The 19,371-nt window shown below is 68.3% G+C and carries 22 protein-coding genes; 14 read left to right on the top strand and 8 right to left on the bottom strand.

The window, feature by feature from the left end:
- Nucleotides 1-9: 9 nt before the first annotated feature.
- From flgG to flgB, 6 genes are all read right to left on the bottom strand, one after another.
- Complete coding sequence (gene flgG / locus AC3WLD_RS02245; protein ID WP_492555271.1) at nt 10-798, bottom strand: flagellar basal-body rod protein FlgG; 789 nt, start codon at nt 796-798, stop codon at nt 10-12.
- A 13-nt stretch (nt 799-811) separates the two neighbouring features.
- Nucleotides 812-1,552, bottom strand: a complete 741-nt coding sequence (locus AC3WLD_RS02240; RefSeq protein WP_492555270.1) for a flagellar basal body rod protein FlgF — start codon at nt 1,550-1,552, stop codon at nt 812-814.
- Between the two features lie 111 nt (nt 1,553-1,663).
- Nucleotides 1,664-2,476 (bottom strand): flagellar hook-basal body complex protein, encoded by an 813-nt coding sequence (locus AC3WLD_RS02235; RefSeq protein WP_492555269.1) that lies wholly within the window; start codon nt 2,474-2,476, stop codon nt 1,664-1,666.
- 13 nt (nt 2,477-2,489) lie between these two features.
- Nucleotides 2,490-2,780: a flagellar hook assembly protein FlgD gene (locus AC3WLD_RS02230; protein WP_492555268.1), complete on the bottom strand. Its 291-nt coding sequence runs from the start codon at nt 2,778-2,780 to the stop codon at nt 2,490-2,492.
- A 13-nt stretch (nt 2,781-2,793) separates the two neighbouring features.
- The gene (flgC, locus tag AC3WLD_RS02225; RefSeq protein ID WP_492555267.1) at nt 2,794-3,204 is read right to left on the bottom strand and encodes a flagellar basal body rod protein FlgC; all 411 of its coding nucleotides are present in this window, start codon (nt 3,202-3,204) and stop codon (nt 2,794-2,796) included.
- Nucleotides 3,201-3,548 (bottom strand): flagellar basal body rod protein FlgB, encoded by a 348-nt coding sequence (gene flgB, locus AC3WLD_RS02220; protein ID WP_492555266.1) that lies wholly within the window; start codon nt 3,546-3,548, stop codon nt 3,201-3,203. Before flgB ends, flgC begins: the two co-directional genes overlap by 4 nt.
- 208 nt (nt 3,549-3,756) lie before the next feature.
- Between flgB and AC3WLD_RS02215 the strand changes: the two genes are divergently transcribed.
- The 9 genes from AC3WLD_RS02215 to AC3WLD_RS02175 all read left to right on the top strand — a co-directional run bounded on the left by AC3WLD_RS02215 (nt 3,757) and on the right by AC3WLD_RS02175 (nt 10,892).
- Nucleotides 3,757-4,425 carry a MotA/TolQ/ExbB proton channel family protein gene (locus tag AC3WLD_RS02215; protein WP_492555265.1) on the top strand — a complete coding sequence of 223 codons (669 nt, stop codon included), beginning with the start codon at nt 3,757-3,759 and terminating at the stop codon, nt 4,423-4,425.
- Nucleotides 4,422-4,823, top strand: coding sequence for a hypothetical protein (locus tag AC3WLD_RS02210; RefSeq protein WP_492555264.1), 402 nt, complete (start codon nt 4,422-4,424; stop codon nt 4,821-4,823). Before AC3WLD_RS02215 ends, AC3WLD_RS02210 begins: the two co-directional genes overlap by 4 nt.
- Nucleotides 4,824-4,856: 33 nt before the next feature.
- Nucleotides 4,857-5,348: a flagella basal body P-ring formation protein FlgA gene (locus tag AC3WLD_RS02205; protein ID WP_492555263.1), complete on the top strand. Its 492-nt coding sequence runs from the start codon at nt 4,857-4,859 to the stop codon at nt 5,346-5,348.
- Between the two features lie 88 nt (nt 5,349-5,436).
- The gene (gene flgM / locus AC3WLD_RS02200) at nt 5,437-5,718 is read left to right on the top strand and encodes a flagellar biosynthesis anti-sigma factor FlgM (RefSeq protein WP_492555262.1); all 282 of its coding nucleotides are present in this window, start codon (nt 5,437-5,439) and stop codon (nt 5,716-5,718) included.
- Entirely contained in the window at nt 5,715-6,056 is a 342-nt protein-coding gene (locus tag AC3WLD_RS02195; protein WP_492555261.1) for a flagellar protein FlgN, read from the top strand. Before flgM ends, AC3WLD_RS02195 begins: the two co-directional genes overlap by 4 nt.
- A 100-nt stretch (nt 6,057-6,156) precedes the next feature.
- Complete coding sequence (locus tag AC3WLD_RS02190) at nt 6,157-6,936, top strand: lytic transglycosylase domain-containing protein (protein WP_492555338.1); 780 nt, start codon at nt 6,157-6,159, stop codon at nt 6,934-6,936.
- Between the two features lie 5 nt (nt 6,937-6,941).
- Complete coding sequence (locus AC3WLD_RS02185; protein ID WP_492555260.1) at nt 6,942-9,041, top strand: flagellar biosynthesis protein FlhA; 2,100 nt, start codon at nt 6,942-6,944, stop codon at nt 9,039-9,041.
- Nucleotides 9,042-9,054: 13 nt separating this feature from the next.
- Nucleotides 9,055-9,786: a sigma-70 family RNA polymerase sigma factor gene (locus tag AC3WLD_RS02180; RefSeq protein ID WP_492555259.1), complete on the top strand. Its 732-nt coding sequence runs from the start codon at nt 9,055-9,057 to the stop codon at nt 9,784-9,786.
- 125 nt (nt 9,787-9,911) lie between these two features.
- Nucleotides 9,912-10,892 carry an NAD(P)H-dependent flavin oxidoreductase gene (locus AC3WLD_RS02175; RefSeq protein WP_492555258.1) on the top strand — a complete coding sequence of 327 codons (981 nt, stop codon included), beginning with the start codon at nt 9,912-9,914 and terminating at the stop codon, nt 10,890-10,892.
- A gap of 69 nt (nt 10,893-10,961) precedes the next feature.
- Here the strand turns inward: AC3WLD_RS02175 and AC3WLD_RS02170 are convergent, their stop codons facing one another.
- Complete coding sequence (locus AC3WLD_RS02170) at nt 10,962-11,738, bottom strand: SDR family oxidoreductase (RefSeq protein WP_492555257.1); 777 nt, start codon at nt 11,736-11,738, stop codon at nt 10,962-10,964.
- An 11-nt stretch (nt 11,739-11,749) separates the two neighbouring features.
- Nucleotides 11,750-13,228, bottom strand: a complete 1,479-nt coding sequence (locus AC3WLD_RS02165; protein WP_492555256.1) for an aldehyde dehydrogenase family protein — start codon at nt 13,226-13,228, stop codon at nt 11,750-11,752.
- 56 nt (nt 13,229-13,284) lie between these two features.
- Between AC3WLD_RS02165 and AC3WLD_RS02160 the strand changes: the two genes are divergently transcribed.
- The 5 genes from AC3WLD_RS02160 to AC3WLD_RS02140 all read left to right on the top strand — a co-directional run bounded on the left by AC3WLD_RS02160 (nt 13,285) and on the right by AC3WLD_RS02140 (nt 19,345).
- Complete coding sequence (locus tag AC3WLD_RS02160; RefSeq protein ID WP_492555255.1) at nt 13,285-13,854, top strand: TetR/AcrR family transcriptional regulator; 570 nt, start codon at nt 13,285-13,287, stop codon at nt 13,852-13,854.
- A gap of 273 nt (nt 13,855-14,127) precedes the next feature.
- On the top strand, nt 14,128-15,162 hold the full coding sequence (locus tag AC3WLD_RS02155) for a quinone-dependent dihydroorotate dehydrogenase (RefSeq protein WP_492555254.1): 1,035 nt from the start codon (nt 14,128-14,130) through the stop codon (nt 15,160-15,162).
- A gap of 10 nt (nt 15,163-15,172) precedes the next feature.
- Nucleotides 15,173-16,927: a gamma-glutamyltransferase gene (gene ggt / locus AC3WLD_RS02150; RefSeq protein ID WP_492555253.1), complete on the top strand. Its 1,755-nt coding sequence runs from the start codon at nt 15,173-15,175 to the stop codon at nt 16,925-16,927.
- 106 nt (nt 16,928-17,033) lie between these two features.
- Complete coding sequence (locus AC3WLD_RS02145) at nt 17,034-18,830, top strand: AMP-dependent synthetase/ligase (RefSeq protein WP_492555252.1); 1,797 nt, start codon at nt 17,034-17,036, stop codon at nt 18,828-18,830.
- On the top strand, nt 18,827-19,345 hold the full coding sequence (locus tag AC3WLD_RS02140; protein WP_492555251.1) for a hypothetical protein: 519 nt from the start codon (nt 18,827-18,829) through the stop codon (nt 19,343-19,345). The genes AC3WLD_RS02145 and AC3WLD_RS02140 overlap by 4 nt, the downstream gene beginning before the upstream one ends.
- The last annotated feature ends 26 nt before the right edge of the window (nt 19,346-19,371 follow it).

Genomic DNA, 19,371 nt, shown 5'->3' with positions numbered 1-19,371 from the left:
TTGCACCGCTCACAGCGTCTGGTTCGCGTTCTTGAGCATCTCGTCGACGGCCGAGATCATCTTGGAATTGATCTCGTAGGCGCGCTGGCACTCGATCATGTCGACCAGCTCCTCGACGACGTTGACGTTGCTCGCTTCGAGGTAGCCCTGTCGCACGTTGCCGCGCCCGCCTTCGCCGGGAACGCCAAGCTGCGCCGCGCCGCTGGCCGCGGTTTCGAGCAGGAAGTTGTCGCCCTTTTCCTGCAGCCCCGCAGGATTGGGAAAGCTGGCCACGGTGATTTGGCCAAGCTGGCTTGGCTCGGCCTGTCCGGCGAGCGCGGCCGACACGGTGCCGTCCGCAGATACCGTCAGCGAAGTCGTGCCTTCGGGCACTGTCACCGGCGGCTGGAGGGCATAGCCTTGCGCCGTCACCAGCAGGCCCTCGGCGCTGCGGCTGAAGTTGCCGGCGCGGGTATAGCCAAGCTGTCCGCCGGGAAGCTGGACCTGGAAATAGCCGTCGCCATCGAGCGCGAGGTCGAACGCATTGCCGGTCGCCTGGAGCGATCCCTGGGTATCGATCCGGCTGGTCCCCTGCACGCCGACCCCGGTGCCGAGGTTCAGGCCGACCGCATAGGCGCTTTCGCTGCTCGACTGCTGCCCGGCGACGCGGGCGTCCTGGTAGGCGAGCGTGGCGAAGTTGGCGCGGTCCTTCTTGAACCCGGTGGTGCCGACGTTGGCGAGGTTGTTGGCGATGACCTGCATGCGCAGGTCCTGCGCCTCCAATCCGGTGCGGGCGACGTGAAGGGCGGAAGTGGGCATGGGCGGAATTCCTTCAGTTCAGGCGCATCAGGCTGGTCCCGCCCTCGTCGATGTCGCGGGCGGTGGCGATGATTTTGGTGCGGATGTCGAACAGGCGCTGGGCCTCGACCATTTCGACGAGGACCTGGGTGGGATCGACGTTGGATTGCTCGAGGGTGCCGGTCATGACACGGGCTTCCTCGTCGCCGGGCAGCGCGCCACCCCCCTCCACGCGGAACAGCCCGTCGAGCCCCTTGGCGATCTTCGTGCCGGCGGGTGACGCCAGCTTGATCCGGGCGAGCGGCGCGGGCGGGGCTTCGGGCGTTGCCGGATTGGCGACGAGCACGGTCCCGTCGGGCGATATCGAGACCTTCGATCCCGGCGGCACCGTGATAGGTCCTGCATCGCCGATCACCGGGCGACCATCGCCATTCTGGAGCACGCCGGTCGGCGACAGCGATAGATCGCCGCGCCGGGTATAGGCCTCTTCCCCGTCCGCGGCCTGCACCGCGAGCAGCGCCTTGCCGGTCATAGCGAGGTCGAGCGCATTGCCGGTCTGGACCAGCGAGCCCTGCTTCATGCTCGCCCCGCGAACCTCGCCGCTGGTCATGGCCCGCGCTTCGAGCTGCGGACCCTTGAGCGTCATCGGCGTGAAGTTCAGCGTCTCGGCGCGAAAGCCGATGGTCTGGGCGTTGGCCATGTTGCTGGCGATGACCCGCTCGCGCACGTGGCTGCCGGTCATGCCGGAATAGGCGGTGAAGATGAGGCGGTCCATTTCGGCTCCTGGTTCCCCTCCCGCGAGCGGGAGGGGTTGGGGGTGGGCGCGGACCGGGGCAGGGCACCAGGCCCACCCCCGGCCCCTCCCGCATGCGGGAGGGGGGGGACGTTACGTCCGCAGGTTGATGATCGTCTGCGAGATCTGGGTCGCGGTATCGATGGCCTTGGCGTTGGCCTGGAAGTTGCGCTGGGCGGTGATCAGGCCGACCAGTTCCTCGGCGATATCGACGTTCGAGCGTTCGAGCGCGCCCGACAGGAGCTGGCCATACTGCGCGGTGCCCGGCTGGCCGTACTTGGGCGCTCCCGACAGCCCGGTCGCCTGCCAGTTCGAAGAACCGACCTGCTTCAGCCCGGTGGGAGCGATGAACGAGCCCAGCGCGACCACGCCGACGACTTGGTTGGTGCCGTCGGCGAACGAGGCCACCACAGCTCCGTCGCCATTGACTGTGAGCCCGGCGAAATCGGCCCCGGCAGCGTTTGTGGCCGGCACCTGCGCGTCGACCGGGGTCGTGCCCGAAATCGCTCCGGCGGCATCGACCGGGAATACCTGCAGCCGATTGTTCGACCCGTCGTGGATGAACCCCGAATCGTCGATCGTGAAGCTGCCGTTGCGGGTGAAGAGGGTCTGCCCGGTCAGCGCCGACTTGGTCGTGAAGAACCCGTCGCCGTTGATGGCGAGGTCGAGGGCGGAGCCGGTCTGCTCGACCGGGCCGAGCGCGAAGTTCTGGCTGATCGCCTCGACCGTCGCGCCGATCCCCTGGATCAGGCGCGGGTTGGTGTAGGCCGAGCCCGCGACGATGTCGGCGAAGTCGGTGCGGCTCTTCTTGAAGCCGGTGGTCTCCACGTTGGCGATGTTGTGGGCGATCACGCCGAGGTCGGTCTGGGCGTTCTTGAGGCCGTTGAGCGAAGTGTAGAAGGACATGGCTTTCTCCGGTTCAGGCGGAAGTCGTGGGCGCGGCGGCGGCCTGCTGGGCGAGCACGGCGTCGAGCTTGGTGGCGATCTGCTTGAGCGTTTCGCCCATCTCGGTGACGCCCGAAAGCGAGGAGAACTGCGCCATCTGGGCGAGCATCTCCTTGTTATCCATCGGGCTGAACGGGTCCTGCTGCTGCAGCTGGGCGGTCATCAGCTTGAGGAAATCGCCGGCACCAAGCGCGGCGAAGCCGGCCTTGGCGTCCTTGGGCAGGATCGTCGCCGATCCGGCGGAATTGACGGCAGATACGGTCATGGGAGGCTCCCGGTCACTTGTTCCTGAGGGTTTCGAGCATCAGCTGCTTGGCGGTGGACAGCGCCTCGACCAGGTTCTGGTACTGTCGCGAGGCATCGAGCATCTCGACCATCTCGGCGTTCTCATCGACCGGCGCCGACCAGACATCGCCATTGGCGTCGGCCAGCGGATGATCCGGATCATGTTCTCGCAGCGGAGTTGCAGAGGACCGGTAGACGCCCTGCACGCGAACGGTGGCGAGCCCCGTGGTGCGATCGAGCTGTTCGGCGAAGACGGGACGGAGCGGGCGGTAGGCGTCCTGCTCGGACGCCGCGACCGACCCGGCGTTGGCGAGGTTCGAGGCGGCGGAATTCATCCGCACGAGCTGTGCCGACATGCCCCGCTGGGCGACGTCGAACAGGGTCATGGGGGCAGGCATCGTCATTCGCCCTTCAGCGCGCGGGTCACCGTCTCGACCCGGCCGCGGATGAACGAGAGCGTGGCGGAGTAGCCGACGGCGTTCTCGGAAAACGCGGTCTGTTCGGTCGCCATCTCGACGGTGTTGCCGTCGAGGCTGGGCATCACCGGCACCCGGTACTGCGCCGCGCCGCGCATCGCCTCGTCAAGACCGGCCCCGCCGGTTCGCGCCTTCAGTGCGGCGGCGAAATCGATGTCGCGCGCCTTGTATCCGGGGGTCGCCGCGTTCGCGATGTTCGAGGTGATCAGGCCCATGCGCTGCGAACGCAATTCCAGCGCCGCGCCGTGAATGCCGAACAGGGTCTCGCTCATTGTTCCTCCGCAGGGGATCGTGCGACCGACAATCAGCAAAGCGCGTGCCAAATGCCTAAAAGCGCAGAAGACTGTGGAATTGCGCAAAGCTGCGGGGCATCACCCGGCCAGTTGCTGCCGGGTCCGGCAAAATCGCGCCGCCGGGTGAAATGCCCCGCTGCCCGGCCGTCCTAGGAAGTCCCGGCACACGAAAGGCGCGACGACGGCGATGGAACTGGCAAATCTGCTCGACGGACCATCAGGCGCGATCGTCGTCGGGGGGACTTTCCTCGCAACCGTGTTGCGCGCCGGTCTCGGCGACAGCATCGCCGCCGCCCATGCGGTCGCCGGGCTGCGCCGGCGACACTTCGATGCGGCCGAAACGAAAGCGGTGCTCGCCGGGCAGGTCAGCGCGATCCGCCAGGACGGGCTGCTGCGCGCGGCCGTCCGGCACAGCGGCGATGCCGAGTTCGACGAGGCGACCGACGCGCTGCTGGAAAGCCGCTCGCTCGCCGCGCTGATCGAACGCCACGAGACGCACAAGGCGCGCCGCACCGCCAGCGCGGACAAGGCGGTCCGCACGCTGGCCCAGGCGGCGGAGCTGGCACCGGCCTTCGGGCTGGTCGGGACACTGGTGTCGTTGTCGCAGCTCCCGGCGGGCGGCCTTGCCCAGGGTGCGTTGTTCGGGGCCATCTCGATGGCGGTGCTGACCACGCTTTACGGCGTCCTTCTGGCGAACCTCGTGCTCGCCCCGCTGTCACGCGCGGTCGAACGCGCTGCCGAGGCCGAAGAGCGCCAGCGGCAGGAGGTGCTCGACTGGCTGGCCCTGCAGGTGGCGCCCGCCATCCCCCATCTCGCGCCCGTTGCCGAGCGGCCGCGCGCGCGTCGCCGCGCATGAAGGCGCGCGCTGGAAGCGGCTGGCAGACCGTGCTCGCCGACCTTTCGCTGATCCTGTTCATGCTGACGGCGGCCGCCGTTTCGAGCGCGCCTGCCGCGCCGAAGCCAGGGGTCGAGCCGGCGCCCATGCGGGGCGATCCCGTCGCGGTCTGGCGGCCCGGCCCCGGCGCGCCGCTGCTCAGCGAATGGCTCAAGGCGCAGGCCGCCGACCCGCGCCTGCGCCTGACGATCGTCGTGACCTATGGTCCGGGGCGGCGCGATGTTGCGCTGGCGGAAGCACAGCGCCTTGCTGCGGCGGGCGACACACCCTCCCGGGTGATCGTCGAGCCGGGACAGGAGGGCGGGGCCTTCGCGGCCCTGACCTATGACCTCGATGGGCTGGCACGCGGCTTGCAGTGATCCGGGGCAAAGCCACCGGAAGGAATCCTGTCGATGAAACGCCTGATCTTGCCGCTCGTGCTGGTGGCCGTTGCGCCATCCGCAAAGGCCGAAACGTTCGCCGATCTCGCCGCCATCGATGCCGCCGTGGCGCAGTTTGCGGGGGCCGCCATCGGACAGGCTGGCGGCGCGACGCTGCCGGTCGACCGGCGCCTTCGCCTTGCCGCCTGCCGGCAACCGCTTGCCCTCGGCTGGAACGGAGCGCGCCGCGACGCCGTCGTCGTGTCCTGCCCGGACGCGGGGTCTTGGCGCATCTTCGTGCCTCTGCTGGTCGCCGCGCCGGCCGTCGCCGCCACTCCCGCGGTTGCCCGCGGCGAAGCGATCACGATCGAGGCGAGCGGTGAGGGATTCTCCGTCTCCCAGCCCGGCGAGGCGCTCGAGGCCGGCGCGGTCGGGGCGTGGATTCGCGTCCGTCCTGCGGGCAAGAGCGAACCGCTGCGCGCCCGGGTGATCCGTCCCGGCCTCGTCTCGCTGCCGGTCCGTTAGGCCGGCGGCAGGAATTTTCCGGATGCGCCCTTAAACCCGGCAGCGTCCGTCCGTCCTTGCCCATGGAGACCAACCATGGAGCACGACCATGCCCCCGATTGAAATCGGACCGACACGGCCGGTTGGGCCGGTGCAGGTCAGGACTGTCACCGTTTCCCCGGGCAACAGCCGGGGCAACGCCAACGCCCGCCCAGCCGCACCCGCATTGGAGCGCAGCGCCGCATTCGATGCCGGTGCGCCGCCCGTCGATGCCGAGCGCGTCGCGGTCATCCGCAAGGCGGTCCAGCAGGGCAGCTATCCGGTGATCCCGACCAAGATCGCCGACGCGATGATCGCCGCCGGCATGTTGCTGAGGAGCCCCCAGGAATGACCATGACCAAGGCCGAACTGCGCGAGACGCTGCGGCAGATGCTGGCCGTTCTCGAAGACGAGCGGCAGGCGCTTGCCGGCCTCGACGTCGAGGCAATCACCCTCGCGGCGACTGGCAAGGAGGCACTCTGCGGTCGGCTCGACACGGCGAGCCCGCTTTCGCTCGACGCCGAATGCCGCGGCCTTGTCGAGGCGGCGCGGCGGCTCAACGAGGTCAACCGCCAGGTCCGCAACCTCGTCGCCGCCAACGTCTCGGCGCGGCTGGACGCCCTGACCGGCTCGGCCGCGCTCTACCGGGCGAAACCGGCGCTGGTGCTGGCGGCCCGCCGCAATACGTAATCACCCGTAGCCGCACGTGGCACGGCCTTTGCTGAACCCCCTTCGTCGCAACAGACGGAGCGCGTTCGTGGGGTCAGTAACGGCAATCGGACAAGGGGATGTGCGCGCGGCCATCGCGGTGGCGGCGCAGCGGACCGGGGTCGATTTCGATTACCTGCTTGGCCAGGCCCGGCTGGAATCCAGCCTCGACCCTTTGGCGCAGGCCGGCACCTCGAGTGCGGCCGGGCTTTACCAGTTCACCGGTGGCACCTGGCTGGCGACGCTGGACCGGCACGGCGCGGAGCACGGCCTCGGCTGGGCCGGGGCCGCCATCGAGGGCGGGCGCGTCGATGATCCGGCGTTGCGGGCGCAGATCATGGCGATGCGCTTCGATCCCCAGATGTCCGCGCTGATGGCCGCAGAACTCGCCAACGACAACAAGGCCGCCCTGACCGGCGCGCTGGGGCGCACGCCCGACAGCGCCGAACTCTACCTCGCGCACTTTCTTGGCGCGGAAGGCGCGGCGAATTTCCTGGCCGCACTCGCCGCCGACCCGTCGCAGAGCGCGGCGGCGGTCAACCCGCGCGCCGCCGCTGCCAACCGCGCGATCTTCTATGACAAGGCCGGCGCGCCGCGCTCGCTGGGCGCGGTGATGGACCTGCTGCGCGGAAGGCTGGACGCGGCGATGGAGGGCGGGTCGCTGCCCCAAGGCGGCTGGGCCGGAACGGCCGGAGTGCCCGCCTGGGCGCGCAGTGATGCGTCGGCCACCGAGCCCGCCCCATCCCCGAGCGCTCCTTCCATGGCCGACACCCTGCGCGATGCCTTCGCGCTTGGCGACCGCTCGGCCGCCCCGGCCCATGTCCAGGCCGCCTATGGCGCGCTGCGGAGGTTCGGGCTTTGAGCCTGATGAAGCGCATCGGCAGCCCTGCCGCGCTCGCGCTTCCGGCGGGCATCCTCACGCTCATCGTGCTGATGATCGTGCCCACGCCGGCGGTGCTGCTGGATGTGTTCTTCGTCCTCAATATCGCGCTGTCGGTGGCGATCCTGATGGCGGCGATGAATGCGGAGAAGCCGCTCGACTTCTCCTCGTTCCCTTCGGTGCTGTTGTTCGCGACACTGCTGCGGCTGGCGCTCAACGTCGCATCGACCCGCGTCGTCCTGGTCAACGGGCACGAAGGCGGAGCGGCGGCGGGCCACGTGATCGAGGCGTTCGGCGCGTTCCTGATCGGCGGCAATTTCGCGGTCGGCCTGTTCGTGTTCATGATCCTGATGATCATCAACCTGGTCGTGGTGACCAAGGGCGCGGGCCGCGTGTCCGAAGTCTCGGCGCGCTTCACCCTTGATGCCCTGCCCGGCAAGCAGATGGCCATCGACGCCGATCTTGCAGCGGGACTGATGACCGCCGACGAAGCCAAGGCCCGCCGCCGCGAAGTCGCGACCGAAGCGGATTTCTATGGCTCGATGGACGGCGCGAGCAAGTTCGTGAAAGGCGACGCGATCGCCGCGCTGCTGATCCTCGGCGTCAACATCATCGCCGGCTTCTGCCTCGGCATGCTCAGCCACGGCCTCACCGCTGCGGACGCCGCGCAGAAGTACGTGACGCTGGCGGTGGGCGACGCGCTGGTGGCGCAGGTGCCCGCGCTGCTTCTGTCGATCGCCGCCGCGGTGATCGTCACCCGCGTTTCCGACAGTCGCGATCTCGCAGGACAGATCGGCGGCCAGTTCTCCGACCCGCGCACGTGGCTCCCGGTGGCCGGCATACTCGGCGCGATCGGGCTCATACCCGCGATGCCGCAAACGGTGTTCCTGCCTGCGGCGGGCCTGGCCGGATGGCTGTGGTGGAGCCTGCGCAAACGTGCCGCCCGCGCCGCCGAGCCCGTCGTGGCCGAACCGGTCGCGGTCGATCCCGCGCGGATCACGCTCGACGACGTGTCCGATCATACGCTGGTGACGATCGAACTGGGATATGGCCTCGTTTCGCTGATCGACGACCGCCGCGGCTCGCCGCTGGTCACGCGCATTACCGGCGTGCGCAAGCAGCTCAGCCAGGGGTTCGGGTTCGTGGTCCCGCAGTTCCGGGTCCGCGACGCGCTGGAACTGCCGCCGGACGACTACCGGGTGCTGCTCGGCGGGGTGCCGATCGGCGGCGCGGCCATCCGCGCCGACCGGGTTCTCGCGATCGACGCCGGGGAAGCGCGGGCGGATCACGGGCTCAGCGGCGAAGCCACGGTCGATCCCTCGTTCGGCTGCCCCGCCTTGTGGATCGACCCGGCCCAGCGCGACCACGCCATCGCCGAGGGGTTCCTCACCGTCGATGCCTCGACCGTCATCGCGACCCACCTCAACCAGCTGCTCGGCGACCGGCCGCAGGAGCTGCTCGGGGCCGACGAGGTCCGCGACCTGCTTGACGCGGTGAAGGACCGCGCGCCGGGGCTCGTCGAAACCATTCATCCGCAGCCGCTCTCGCTCGGAGCGCTGACCCGCCTGCTGCGGGCCCTGCTGGCGGACGGGATCCCCATCGGCCATCCCCTGCCGCTGCTCTCGGCGCTCTCCGAAGCGGTCCAGCAGACCATCGAGCACGACCGCCTCGTCGACCTGCTTCGCGCCGAGCTGGGCGCCTTGCTGGTGGCGCGGTGCTGCGGACCTCACGAGCGGCTGGCGGTGCTCACGCTCGACGCCGGGCTCGAGAACATGATCGTCCAAGGCATGCACGACCCGGCGACGGGGCAGCCGGTGATCGAGCCCGATCTTGGCCGCGCCATCGGCGAGCGGATCGCGGCGATCGTCGAAGAGCGCGGGCCGGGCGCTTCGGCTGTGGCGCTGATCGTCCAGCCGCGGGCCCGCCGCGCTCTGGCCGCCCTGCTCAAGCTGCGCGCGCCCGCGTGCCAGGTCCTGTCGATCTCCGAGCTCCCGCCGTCGCAGCCGATCGAAGTGATCGCGGTGATCGGCGAGCAATCTCAACCCGCGCCGCCCGCGCTGCCGCAACCGGAGACGGTTCCCGCATGAAACACGACCGCACATGAAGCATGATCACAGGGGCTTCGCCGCCGCCCGTGCTTATCAGGACGATGCCGCAGACCGGGTCCGCCGCTTCCTGCCGATGGTCCGCCGCCTCGCCTGGCACGTCCATGGCTCCGGCCGGGCCGGGATCGAGCTGGAAGACCTGGTCCAGGCCGGGCTCGTGGCCCTGACCGAAGCCGCACAGCGCCATGCCGGGCCGGGCGAGGACGGCTTTGCCGCCTATGCCAAGCTGAGGGTGCGCGGGGCGATGGTCGACCTTGTCCGCCGCGCAGCCCCGCTGTCGCGAGGGGCGGCAGACCGGCGGCGGCAGTTGCGCGAGAAGATTGCGGAGCTGACGGCCCGTTTCGGCCGCCCGCCGCACGACGCGGAACTCGCCGAGGCTCTCGGACTGAGCGCCGAGGAGCTCGAGGAGCGCCGCGCGTCCAGCGAGCCCTTGCGCTTCGAATCGATCGACGAGGCCTATTCCGAAAGCGATCTCGCCTTCGCCGACGAGCGGCCCGACGCCTTCGCATTGCTCGCCGACAGCGAGCTGCGCAGCGCGGTCGCAGAAGCGATCGCGGCCTTGCCCGAGCGCCTGCAAATGGTGATCCAGCTGTACTTCGTCGAAGAGTTGAACCTTGCGGAGATTGCCGGGGTGCTCGACGTGTCGATACCGCGTGTCCATCAGCTGAAAGCGCAGGCGCTCGACAAGCTGCGGGCCGCGCTCGGCGATGGCTTTGATATTTTCTGACCGGAGCGGCTTGACCAATGCCGCTTGCGCCACCTAAGGCCGGTTTAACCGCACAGTTAAATCTTGACGTAGCACTCGAGTTATATAACCAGGTGCAATACCTGATTTGAGGGGGATCGTCGACGATGGCCATCAAGACCCGCATCACCGAACTGCTCGGCATCGAGCGCCCGATCGTCCAGGGCGGAATGCAGAGCGTGGGCATCGCCGAACTTGCCAGTGCGGTATCGAACGCCGGCGGTCTCGGCATCCTGACCGCGCTCACCCAGCCCAGTCCCGACGCGCTGCGCGCCGAGATTGAACGCTGCCGGTCGATGACCGCCAAGCCGTTCGGGGTCAACATGACCGTGTTCCCGACAATCAACGCGCCTGACTACAAGGCTTATGCCCAGGCCGTCATCGACAGCGGTGTGAAGGTGGTCGAAACCGCGGGAACCCCCGCGGTGCGCGAGATCTGGGAGATGCTGAAGCCCCACGGCATCACCATCCTGCACAAGTGCACCGCGGTGCGTCACGCCGTCTCGGCCGAGAAGGCCGGCGTCGACGTGATCTCGATCGATGGATTCGAGTGCGCCGGCCATCCCGGCGAGGACGACATCCCGGGCCTGATCCTGATCCCCGCCGCCGCAGACAAGGTCTCGATCCCGATGCTCGCCTCGGGCGGGTTCGGCGACGGGCGCGGCCTTGCCGCCGCCCTTGCGCTGGGGGCCGAAGGGATCAACATGGGCACCCGGTTCTGCGCCACGCAGGAGGCGCAGATTCACGGCAACGTGAAGCAGGCCTACATCGACAATGACGAGCGCGGCACGCACCTCATTTTCCGCAGCTTCAAGAACACCGCCCGCGTCGGCAAGAGCCCGGTTTCGGACGAAGTCGCTCGCCGGCTGGCCCAGCCCGGCGCGCAGTTTTCCGACGTGCAGGAACTGGTCGCCGGATCGGCGGGCCGGGAACTGCTAGAGACCGGAGACCTCTCGAAGGGGATCTTCTGGGCCGGGATGGTCCAGGGCCTGATCCATGACATCCCCACCTGCCAGGAACTGCTCGACCGGATCGTGGGCGATGCCGAGGCGATCATCCGCAGCCGCCTCGCCGGCATGCTCGGCTGAACCTATTCTCGCCGTGGCGGCGACGGGAGGGGTCGCGGGGAGAAGCCTTCCCCGCGGCCCCTCTTCGTTTCAGCCGCGCATGACCCAGCCGCCATCGACATTGAGCACCTGCCCGGTCATCCACCGCCCGGCGTCAGACACGAGCATCAGCAATGGCCCGCACAGCTCATCGGGGTCGGCCATGTGGTGGATCGGCGTTCGCGAGGCGACGGCCTGGACCAGCGGGCTGTCGGGCGGGGTCAGCGACAAACCCGCCGCGCTGGTGGTCATTCCCGGAGCGATGGCGTTGACCGTGATGCCGTCGGGCCCGAGCTCCTTGGCGAGCGTCGTGGTCAGGCCCAGCAATGCGACCTTGGTAACGCCGTAGACGGTCTGTGCCGGGAAGGCCCCGGCGGAAAGCTGGTTAACGATACGCCCGCCGCCGCGCGCCTTCATCGCCGGAAGCACGGCCTGCGTGCAATTCAGCGCACCAGTCAGGTTGACGGCGAGCGCCCGGTTCCACTCGCCTTCACCGATCACGCTGGCGGGCGACCAGCCGATGTCGACCATCAGCGCGGCGTTGTTGACGAGGATGTCGATTCCGCCGAACGCCGCCTCGACCTGCTGCGCCATGGCCATGGTCGAGGCACGGTCGGTAATGTCGACCGCGATGCCGATGGCGTTATCGCCGATCTCTGCCGCAACCCCTGCCGCACCCTCGCCCGAAATGTCGGCGACCGCGACCTTCGCGCCCGCCTGGGCCAGGGCCAGGGCATAGGCACGCCCGATACTGTGCTCTCGCGCGCCCGCGCCGGTCACGATGGCGACCTTGCCGTCGAGGCGGAATTCCTGGTTGGAGAATGCCATATGTGCCTCCCTCAGCTGAAAATGCCGGCACCGACGCCGATCGTGACGGTCTTCATATGGAGGAACTCCTCGATCCCGGCCTTGCCGCCCTCCTTGCCGAAGCCGGAAATGCCGACTCCGCCGAACGGCGTATGCGGATTGATCTGGGTCGCGCCGTTGACATAGACCCCGCCTGCATGGAGCCGCTCCGCGACCCGGTGCGCGCGCTCGAGGTTGTCGGTCTGGATATAGGCGGCGAGCCCGTATTCGCTGTTGTTGGCGATGGCGATCGCCTCGTCCTCGTCGCGGAATTTCATCACCACCAGCGCCGGCCCGAAAATCTCGACCTGCGCGATCTCGCTGTCGGGATCGACGTCGGCGATGATCGTCGGCTCGATGAAGTTGCCCTTGGCGAGCGCGCCGCCGCAGCGGTTGCCGCCCAGCACGAACCGGCCCGAGCCTTGCTCTCGCACCCGGTCGAACATACCGGTGATCCGCTCCGCCGCGGCTGCGCTGATGACCGGGCCGACCCAGACGCCGGGCTCCATCGGATTGCCGACGGTAAAGCCCCTGGCGATCTCGACGAGGTTTTCGAGCACCTCGTCATAGATGTCCGCGTGGACCAGCAGGCGCGTCGGCAGCGCGCAGCCTTGCCCGGCGAGGATGCCGATGGTCCAGAAGATCGCCCGCTCGCACGCCTTGCGGATGTCGCAGTCCGGGAACAGCAGGCTGGCCGACTTGCCGCCGAGCTCCATGACCGACGGCTTGATCTGCTCGGCCGCGGCGGTGAGGATCTTGCGCGCGGTAAGCGGACCGCCGGTGAAACTGATCTTGCGAACCTTCGGATGGCGAACGATCGCCTCACCCGCCTCGCCGGTGCCGGGGATCAGCGAGAGCACGCCATCGGGAAGACCGGCCTCCTTCGCGCAGCGCGCGAACAATTCGGGCGCGAAGGGGGTGATCTCGGCCGGCTTGCAGATGACGCAGTTGCCGGCGGCGAGCGCCGCGGTGACCTTCATGCCAAGGCCGATCAGCGGTCCGTTCCAGGTGTTGATGATGCCGACGATCCCGATCGGCTCGGGCACCGAGTAGGACAGCTCGCCCCGCGTGTCGAAGGTCGACATCAGGTCGCCGGTCAGCTTGTCGCACCAGCCGGCGTAATAGCGGGTCCACGCGACGGCGGTATCGACGCCGCGTTCACCCTGGAACACCGGCGTCCCGCCGTCGAGCGCGGCGGCCTCGGCGAACTCGCGCTTGCGGGCCTCGATCAGGTCGGAAAGCCGGTTCAGGATCTGGCGGCGCTGCTCGGGCGCGGTCCGGCGCCAGCCCTCGCGGGCAGCTTCGGCGCGCTCGACGGCCTCCGCGACCTCGTCGGGTCCGGCGAGGGGGATCGTCGCGAGGACTTCCCCGCTGACCGGATGGATGTGCTCGCGGCTGCCGCCGCTGCCGCTCGCGCGGGCCTCCAGTCCAAGATGCAGGTGGACCGACGGAATGGCGAAGCCTGTCGACATGCTTTTCTCTCCCATGCGTTGACCACATGTAAACGGATGATTACTTGTCGTGTCAAATGAAATTGACGAAGCATCAGCATTCCGTCGGCCCAGCCCGCGACGCGGCCCGCACCCGCGAGGCGATCCTGCACGCGGCCCAGGATGCCTTTTCGAGCAGGGGATATGCCGCCGCTGGCGTCCGGGACATCACGGCCGCGGCGGGGGTCAACCCGGCTCTGGTCAACCGCTACTTTGGATCGAAGGAGAGCCTGTTCGAAGCAGCGCTCGACGCCGCGCTGGATGTCGCATTGCTCACCGAACGCAACCGCGCCACCTTCGGCAGGGATCTTGTCGCCGCGTTCACCGCGCCCGGCCTGCGCCGCAATCCGTTGCCGATGCTCGTGCTGGCAACCGCTGATCCGGTGGCCCGGGCCATTGCCGACCGGTTGCTCAGGTCGCGGGTGATCGGACCTTTGACGCGCTGGTTCGGCGAACCCGAGGGCGCGGTGCGGGCGGCGCGGCTGCTGCTCGTTTCGGCCGGGCTCTATACCTACCGACTGCTTTATCCACTGACGCCGCTGGAGGGTGATCTCGACCCGGCGATGCGCGCCTGGCTTGAGCAGGAGTTCCAGTCCTTGGTCGACTGACTTCGCGCAAGGTGCGGGAACCCAAGGCAAAAAAAGGGCGGCCTCGCCGATATTCGACAAGGCCGCCGTAAAGTCGAGAACCCGATACATTCCTGCACCGAGCCCTTCGGGTCGCAAGGCCGTCCTAAGCCAACCTTATGAGTCGAGATTGTATGGAATCGACAAATCCTCCCCGCATTGGCGCAAGAAAGCAGTTGCAAACGATATCACCGGCGTTCGAATTTTTCGCGGCGATGCTGGCATCGTCGGGAATTGCGGGATAACCGCCCCGCCATGACCGCCTATTCGCTGATCAGTCCGCTGCTTTTTGCCATCGATTCGGAGCGCGCCCACCGCATGACGGTCGCGGCGCTTGCGAACCTGCCGCTGCCGGCCGCGCCCGCCGCCGATCCAGTCCTGCGCATCGACCTCGGCGGCCTGTCGTTCCCCAATCCGGTCGGAATCGCGCCGGGATTCGACAAGAATGCCGAAGTGCCGGATGCGCTGCTGCGCCAGGGGTTCGGCTTTGCCGAAGTCGGGACCGTGACCCCGCGGCCGCAGGAGGGCAATCCGAAGCCCCGCCTGTTCCGGCTGGTCGAAGATCGGGCCGTGATCAACCGGATGGGTTTCAACAACGAGGGCGCGGAAGCCGCGGCGCGGCGGCTGCGTGATCGCGCCGGCCGCATCGGGATCGTCGGCGCGAACATCGGCGCGAACAAGGACTCCGAAGACCGGATCGCCGACTATGCGGCGATGACCCGGATCATGGCTCCGCTGGCGTCGTATCTCACCGTCAATATCTCGTCCCCGAACACCCCGGGTCTTCGCGCGCTGCAGGATGAAGGTGCGCTGGCCGCATTGCTCGATGCCGTGATCGACGCGCGCGGCACGCTCTCTGTCCCGATCTTCCTGAAGCTCGCGCCCGACCTCGAGCCAGCGGATATCGACGCAATTTGCCGGATCGCCCTCGACCACAAGCTCGATGCGCTGATCGTGTCGAACACCACGATCAGCCGCCCCCCGCTGCGCTCCCGCCATGCGGGCGAGGCAGGCGGCCTTTCGGGCGCGCCGCTGAAGGACCTCGCGCTCCAGCGGCTCAAGGACTTCCGCAGCGCCAGCGGCGGTGCGATTCCCCTGATCGGCGTCGGCGGCATCGCCAGCGCCGACGACGCGTGGGAGCGGATCCGGGCCGGGGCAAGCCTGGTCCAGCTTTACAGCGCGCTTGTGTTCGAGGGGCCGCGGCTGGTCCGACGGATCGTGCGCGGCCTCGCCGACCGGGTGAAGCGCGAGGGCATGAGCAGCATTGCGCAGGCGGTCGGCACCGCCTAGCTTTTACGGCATGGCCGCAGTCCGAATTCGCTCGCTGATCCCGATACTTGCCGCGAGCCTGCTGGCGGCGTGCGTGCCCCCGCCTCAGGGCCCGGGCGAGCTTGCCCCGCCTCGCCCCGCCGCGCTCGCGCCTGGCCGGCTCGACAGCGTGGCCGTCGGGCAGAAGGGCCTCGTCTCCGCCGCCGATCCGCGCGCGGCTGACGCCGGCGCGCAGATTTTGCGCCAGGGCGGCAGCGCCACCGACGCGGCCATCGCGACGATGCTGGCGCTGACCGTGGTCGAACCGCAAAGCTCTGGCATCGGTGGCGGCGGGTTCCTGGTTCTCGACGACGGGACAGGCGCGGTCGAGACGATCGACGGGCGCGAGACCGCCCCGATGGCGGCGAACGGCCAGTGGTTCTACAAGGACGGCAAGCCGCTGCCCTTCAACGAAGCGGTCCCGGGCGGCCGCAGCGTCGGCGTCCCCGGCAATCTCCGCCTCGCCGCGAGGGCGCACGCCGACCACGGCAAGCTGGCCTGGCGGGCGCTGTTCCGCCCCGCCATCGAACTGGCTCGCAACGGCTTCAGGATCACCCCTCGCCTTCACGACGCGCTCGGCACGTGGAGCGTCGCACCGCTGGACGCCGCGAGCCGCGCGCTGTTTTTCGGTGCGGACGGCAAGCCGCTCCCGGTCGGCACCCTGGTCCGCAACCCCGCGCTGGCCGATACGATGGAGGCCCTGGCCGCGCGCGGGGCGGACAGTTTCTATGTCGGTCTCAATGCGCAGGCGATCGCGACGAAAGTGGGGACCAGCCCGGTCAATCCCGCGCCGATGACCACCGGCGACATCGCCAGCTACGACGCGAAGGAGCGCGCCGCCGTCTGCGGCGCCTATCGCGGCTGGAGGATCTGCGGGATGGGCCCGCCCAGCTCCGGCACGATCGCCGTCTACGCCGTGCTCAAGCAGCTCGAAGGCTTCGACCTCGCCGTGCTGGGGCCGGGCTCGCCGACCTCGTGGCACCTGATTGCGGAAAGCCAGCGCCTCGCTTATGCGGACCGCGCGCGCTACCTCGGTGATCCGGACTACGTGAATGTGCCGGTGGCCGGGCTGATGGACCCGGCGTACCTCGCTTCCAGAGGCAAACTGATCTCGGCTGACCGGTCCATGTCGGGTGTCACGGCCGGGATGCCTGCGGGCGCGCTGGCTTACGCGGATCCCCAGCCGCAGGAGGAACACGGCACTTCGCACTTCACGGTGGTCGATCGCTGGGGCAGCGCGACTTCGTATACCTCTACCGTCGAGGCCGGCTTCGGCTCGGGCCTGATGGTCGGCGGGTATTATCTCAACAACGAGCTGACCGATTTCGACTTTGTGCCCGAACTGGACGGCAAGCCGGTCGCCAACCGGGTCGAAGGCGGCAAGCGGCCGCGCAGTTCGATGGCCCCGCTGCTGGTCTATGCCCCCGATGGCAAGCTGACGCTGCTGGTCGGCGCTGCGGGCGGGGCGACGATCCCGATGCAGGTCGCCAAGGCGCTGATCGGGGTGATCGACTGGAAGCTCCCCGCCCAGCAGGCGATCGCCCTCCCGGTGATCTTCGCGCCCGGCGACGTGGTTTTCGTGGAAAAGGGCTCGGCGCTCGAGGCGATGATCCCTGAACTCGTTGCGCTCGGCCACAAGGTCCAGCTGCGCGACCCCTCGTTCAAGGCCAACGCGATCGAGCGGGTCGGCAATCGCTGGCGGGGCGCGGCCGATCCGCGCAGCGAGGGCGCTGCGGTGGCGGAGTAACCGGAAGCGAGCGCCCTGCAACTGGCCCGTTGCCGTATCGACGGCTCCGTTTTAGGCTGTCCGGCAAAGCTGCGCAGCGACGTAGCAAGCGAGAGGGGCCCTTCGCGTGCAGTTGTCCGATTTTTCGACGGTTACCAATCTCGTCCGCCTGTTCCTCGACCGCGCCGACGAGCGCGGCGACGCGCCCTTCCTGTGGGCCAGGCGCGGCGGGACATGGCAATCGATCTCGTGGCGCGAGGCTGCGGACCAGGTGTGCCTGCTGGCGGAGGGCTTGCGCTCGCTGGGACTGGCCGATGGCGACCGGGTCGCGCTCGTTTCCGAGAACCGCCCCGAATGGTGCATCGCCGACCTCGCGATCATGGCGGCCGGGCTGGTTTCGGTGCCGACCTACATCACCAATACCGAGCGCGACCATCTCCACATCCTCGAGAATTCGGGCGCGCGGGCTGTGATCGTATCGACCGCCAAGCTCGCCCAGCCGCTGCTGCCGGCGGTGCTTCGCAGCGACTGCGTGGGGCATGTCATCGGGATCGAGGCGCTCAAGCCGATGCAGGGCACCCGCTTCCACGAATGGTCGAGCCTCATCCAGGGCGACGCTGCGGCGGCGCGCAAGGCGGTCGATGCGCGGATCGCCGGGATCGGGCGCGAGGACCTCGCCTGCCTGATCTACACCAGCGGCACCGGCGGCGCGCCGCGCGGGGTACGCCAGCACCACGGGGCGATTCTCTGCAACGTTGGCGGGGCGGCGGAAATCCTTGCCAACGACTTCGGCTGGGACGACGAAGTGTTTCTCTCGTTCCTGCCGCTCAGCCACGCCTATGAACACACCGGCGGGCAGTTCCTGCCCATCGGCATGGGCGCGCAGATCTATTATTCGGAAGGGCTCGAAAAGCTCGCCTCGAACATCGAGGAAGTGCGCCCGACGATCATGGTCGTGGTCCCGCGCCTGTTCGAGGTGTTGCGCACCCGGATCATGAAGCAGGTCGAAAAGCAGGGAAAGGTCGCGAACTACCTGATGGACAAGGCGCTGGGATTGGGCGCGCGCAAGGCTGCCGGGCGCGGCAAGCTGCTCGACGCTCCGCTCGACCTGGTGCTGGAAAAGACGCTGCGCCCCAAGATCCGCCAGCGCTTCGGCGGGCGGATCAAGGCGATGGTTTCCGGCGGCGCGCCGCTCAATCCGGACGTGGGCGTGTTCTTCCAGGCGATGGGGCTGACCATGCTCCAGGGCTACGGCCAGACCGAGGCCGGACCGGTAATCAGCTGCAACCGGCCCAAGGTCGGGCTCAAGATGGATACCGTCGGCCCGCCGATGCAGGGCGTCGAGGTGCGGATCGCCGATGACGGGGAAATCCTCGTGCGCGGCGAACTGGTCATGCACGGCTACTGGCACAACGATGCGGAAACCGCGCGGGCGCTCAAGGACGGCTGGCTCCACACCGGCGACATCGGCCACCTCGACGAGAAGAACCGCATCGTCATCACCGACCGCAAGAAGGACATGATCGTCAACGACAAGGGCGACAACGTCTCGCCCCAGAAGATCGAGGGGATGCTGACCTTGCAGCCCGAGATCGCCCAGGCGATGGTCCACGGCGACAAGCGCCCCTACATCGTCGGTCTGATCGTCCCCGATCCCGAATGGTCGCTCGAATGGTCGCGCGCCGAGGGCGAGAAGTTCGACTTCCACGACCTTCAGGACCTTCCCGCGTTCAAAAGCGCGATCCGCGCCGCGATCGACCGGGTCAACAAGGACCTCTCGGTGACCGAAAAGGTCCGCCAGTTCGCCTTCGCCGACGAGGCGTTCGCCATCGACAACGAGGAAATGACCCCGAGCCTGAAGATCAGGCGGCACAAGATCCGGGAGCGGTACGGAGCGCGAATCGACGCGTTGTACAAGGGGTGATCGAAGCCCTTCGGATCATCGGCTTTTGCATACTGGCCGCGGTCGGGTACGGCTTGGTACACGACCAGGTCACGGCCCGCGTCTGCGTTGAGTATTTCTCGATAGCACACCCTCCCATGCTCGTGACGGACTCCGCGTTCCAGCTGGCGCTCGTTTGGGGCGTAGTTGCGACGTGGTGGGTCGGATTGATCCTAGGGACCGGACTGGCGTTTGCTGCACGAGCCGGATCCGCCCCCAAGGAAGGACTTGTAAGCATCTGGCGGCGGGTGCTGGCGCTGATGCTGTGGAGCGGCGTATTTGCTTTGATGGCCGGGAGCGCCGGGGCATTGATTGAAGCGACAGCCGGCATGGGTATGCCCGTGATGTGGAAGCCCTACATTCCGCCAGAAAAATGGACCGCGTTCGCTTTCGACGCCTGGGCGCATAGTGCCAGCTATGCAGGCGCGGCACTGGGCGGCCTCTGGGTCATTGTCCAGACGTACCGCAGGCGATTCGCAAAAGGCATAAATCAGTGATCGACCCCGACGCCCTCCCCTGGGAC

This window comes from Novosphingobium sp. FW305-C-111 (genome assembly GCF_058783565.1).
The sequence above is the reverse complement of the archived record's forward strand: the minus strand, read 5'-3'. Positions and strand labels throughout refer to the sequence as shown.

Coding starts and splice junctions, on each gene's coding strand:
- flgG (WP_492555271.1), bottom strand. CDS start 798: ATGCCCACTTCCGCCCTTCACGTCGCCCGCACCGGATTGGAGGCGCAG.
- AC3WLD_RS02240 (WP_492555270.1), bottom strand. CDS start 1,552: ATGGACCGCCTCATCTTCACCGCCTATTCCGGCATGACCGGCAGCCAC.
- AC3WLD_RS02235 (WP_492555269.1), bottom strand. CDS start 2,476: ATGTCCTTCTACACTTCGCTCAACGGCCTCAAGAACGCCCAGACCGAC.
- AC3WLD_RS02230 (WP_492555268.1), bottom strand. CDS start 2,780: ATGACCGTATCTGCCGTCAATTCCGCCGGATCGGCGACGATCCTGCCC.
- flgC (WP_492555267.1), bottom strand. CDS start 3,204: ATGACGATGCCTGCCCCCATGACCCTGTTCGACGTCGCCCAGCGGGGC.
- flgB (WP_492555266.1), bottom strand. CDS start 3,548: ATGAGCGAGACCCTGTTCGGCATTCACGGCGCGGCGCTGGAATTGCGT.
- AC3WLD_RS02215 (WP_492555265.1), top strand. CDS start 3,757: ATGGAACTGGCAAATCTGCTCGACGGACCATCAGGCGCGATCGTCGTC.
- AC3WLD_RS02210 (WP_492555264.1), top strand. CDS start 4,422: ATGAAGGCGCGCGCTGGAAGCGGCTGGCAGACCGTGCTCGCCGACCTT.
- AC3WLD_RS02205 (WP_492555263.1), top strand. CDS start 4,857: ATGAAACGCCTGATCTTGCCGCTCGTGCTGGTGGCCGTTGCGCCATCC.
- flgM (WP_492555262.1), top strand. CDS start 5,437: ATGCCCCCGATTGAAATCGGACCGACACGGCCGGTTGGGCCGGTGCAG.
- AC3WLD_RS02195 (WP_492555261.1), top strand. CDS start 5,715: ATGACCATGACCAAGGCCGAACTGCGCGAGACGCTGCGGCAGATGCTG.
- AC3WLD_RS02185 (WP_492555260.1), top strand. CDS start 6,942: ATGAAGCGCATCGGCAGCCCTGCCGCGCTCGCGCTTCCGGCGGGCATC.
- AC3WLD_RS02180 (WP_492555259.1), top strand. CDS start 9,055: ATGAAGCATGATCACAGGGGCTTCGCCGCCGCCCGTGCTTATCAGGAC.
- AC3WLD_RS02175 (WP_492555258.1), top strand. CDS start 9,912: ATGGCCATCAAGACCCGCATCACCGAACTGCTCGGCATCGAGCGCCCG.
- AC3WLD_RS02170 (WP_492555257.1), bottom strand. CDS start 11,738: ATGGCATTCTCCAACCAGGAATTCCGCCTCGACGGCAAGGTCGCCATC.
- AC3WLD_RS02165 (WP_492555256.1), bottom strand. CDS start 13,228: ATGTCGACAGGCTTCGCCATTCCGTCGGTCCACCTGCATCTTGGACTG.
- AC3WLD_RS02160 (WP_492555255.1), top strand. CDS start 13,285: ATGAAATTGACGAAGCATCAGCATTCCGTCGGCCCAGCCCGCGACGCG.
- AC3WLD_RS02155 (WP_492555254.1), top strand. CDS start 14,128: ATGACCGCCTATTCGCTGATCAGTCCGCTGCTTTTTGCCATCGATTCG.
- ggt (WP_492555253.1), top strand. CDS start 15,173: ATGGCCGCAGTCCGAATTCGCTCGCTGATCCCGATACTTGCCGCGAGC.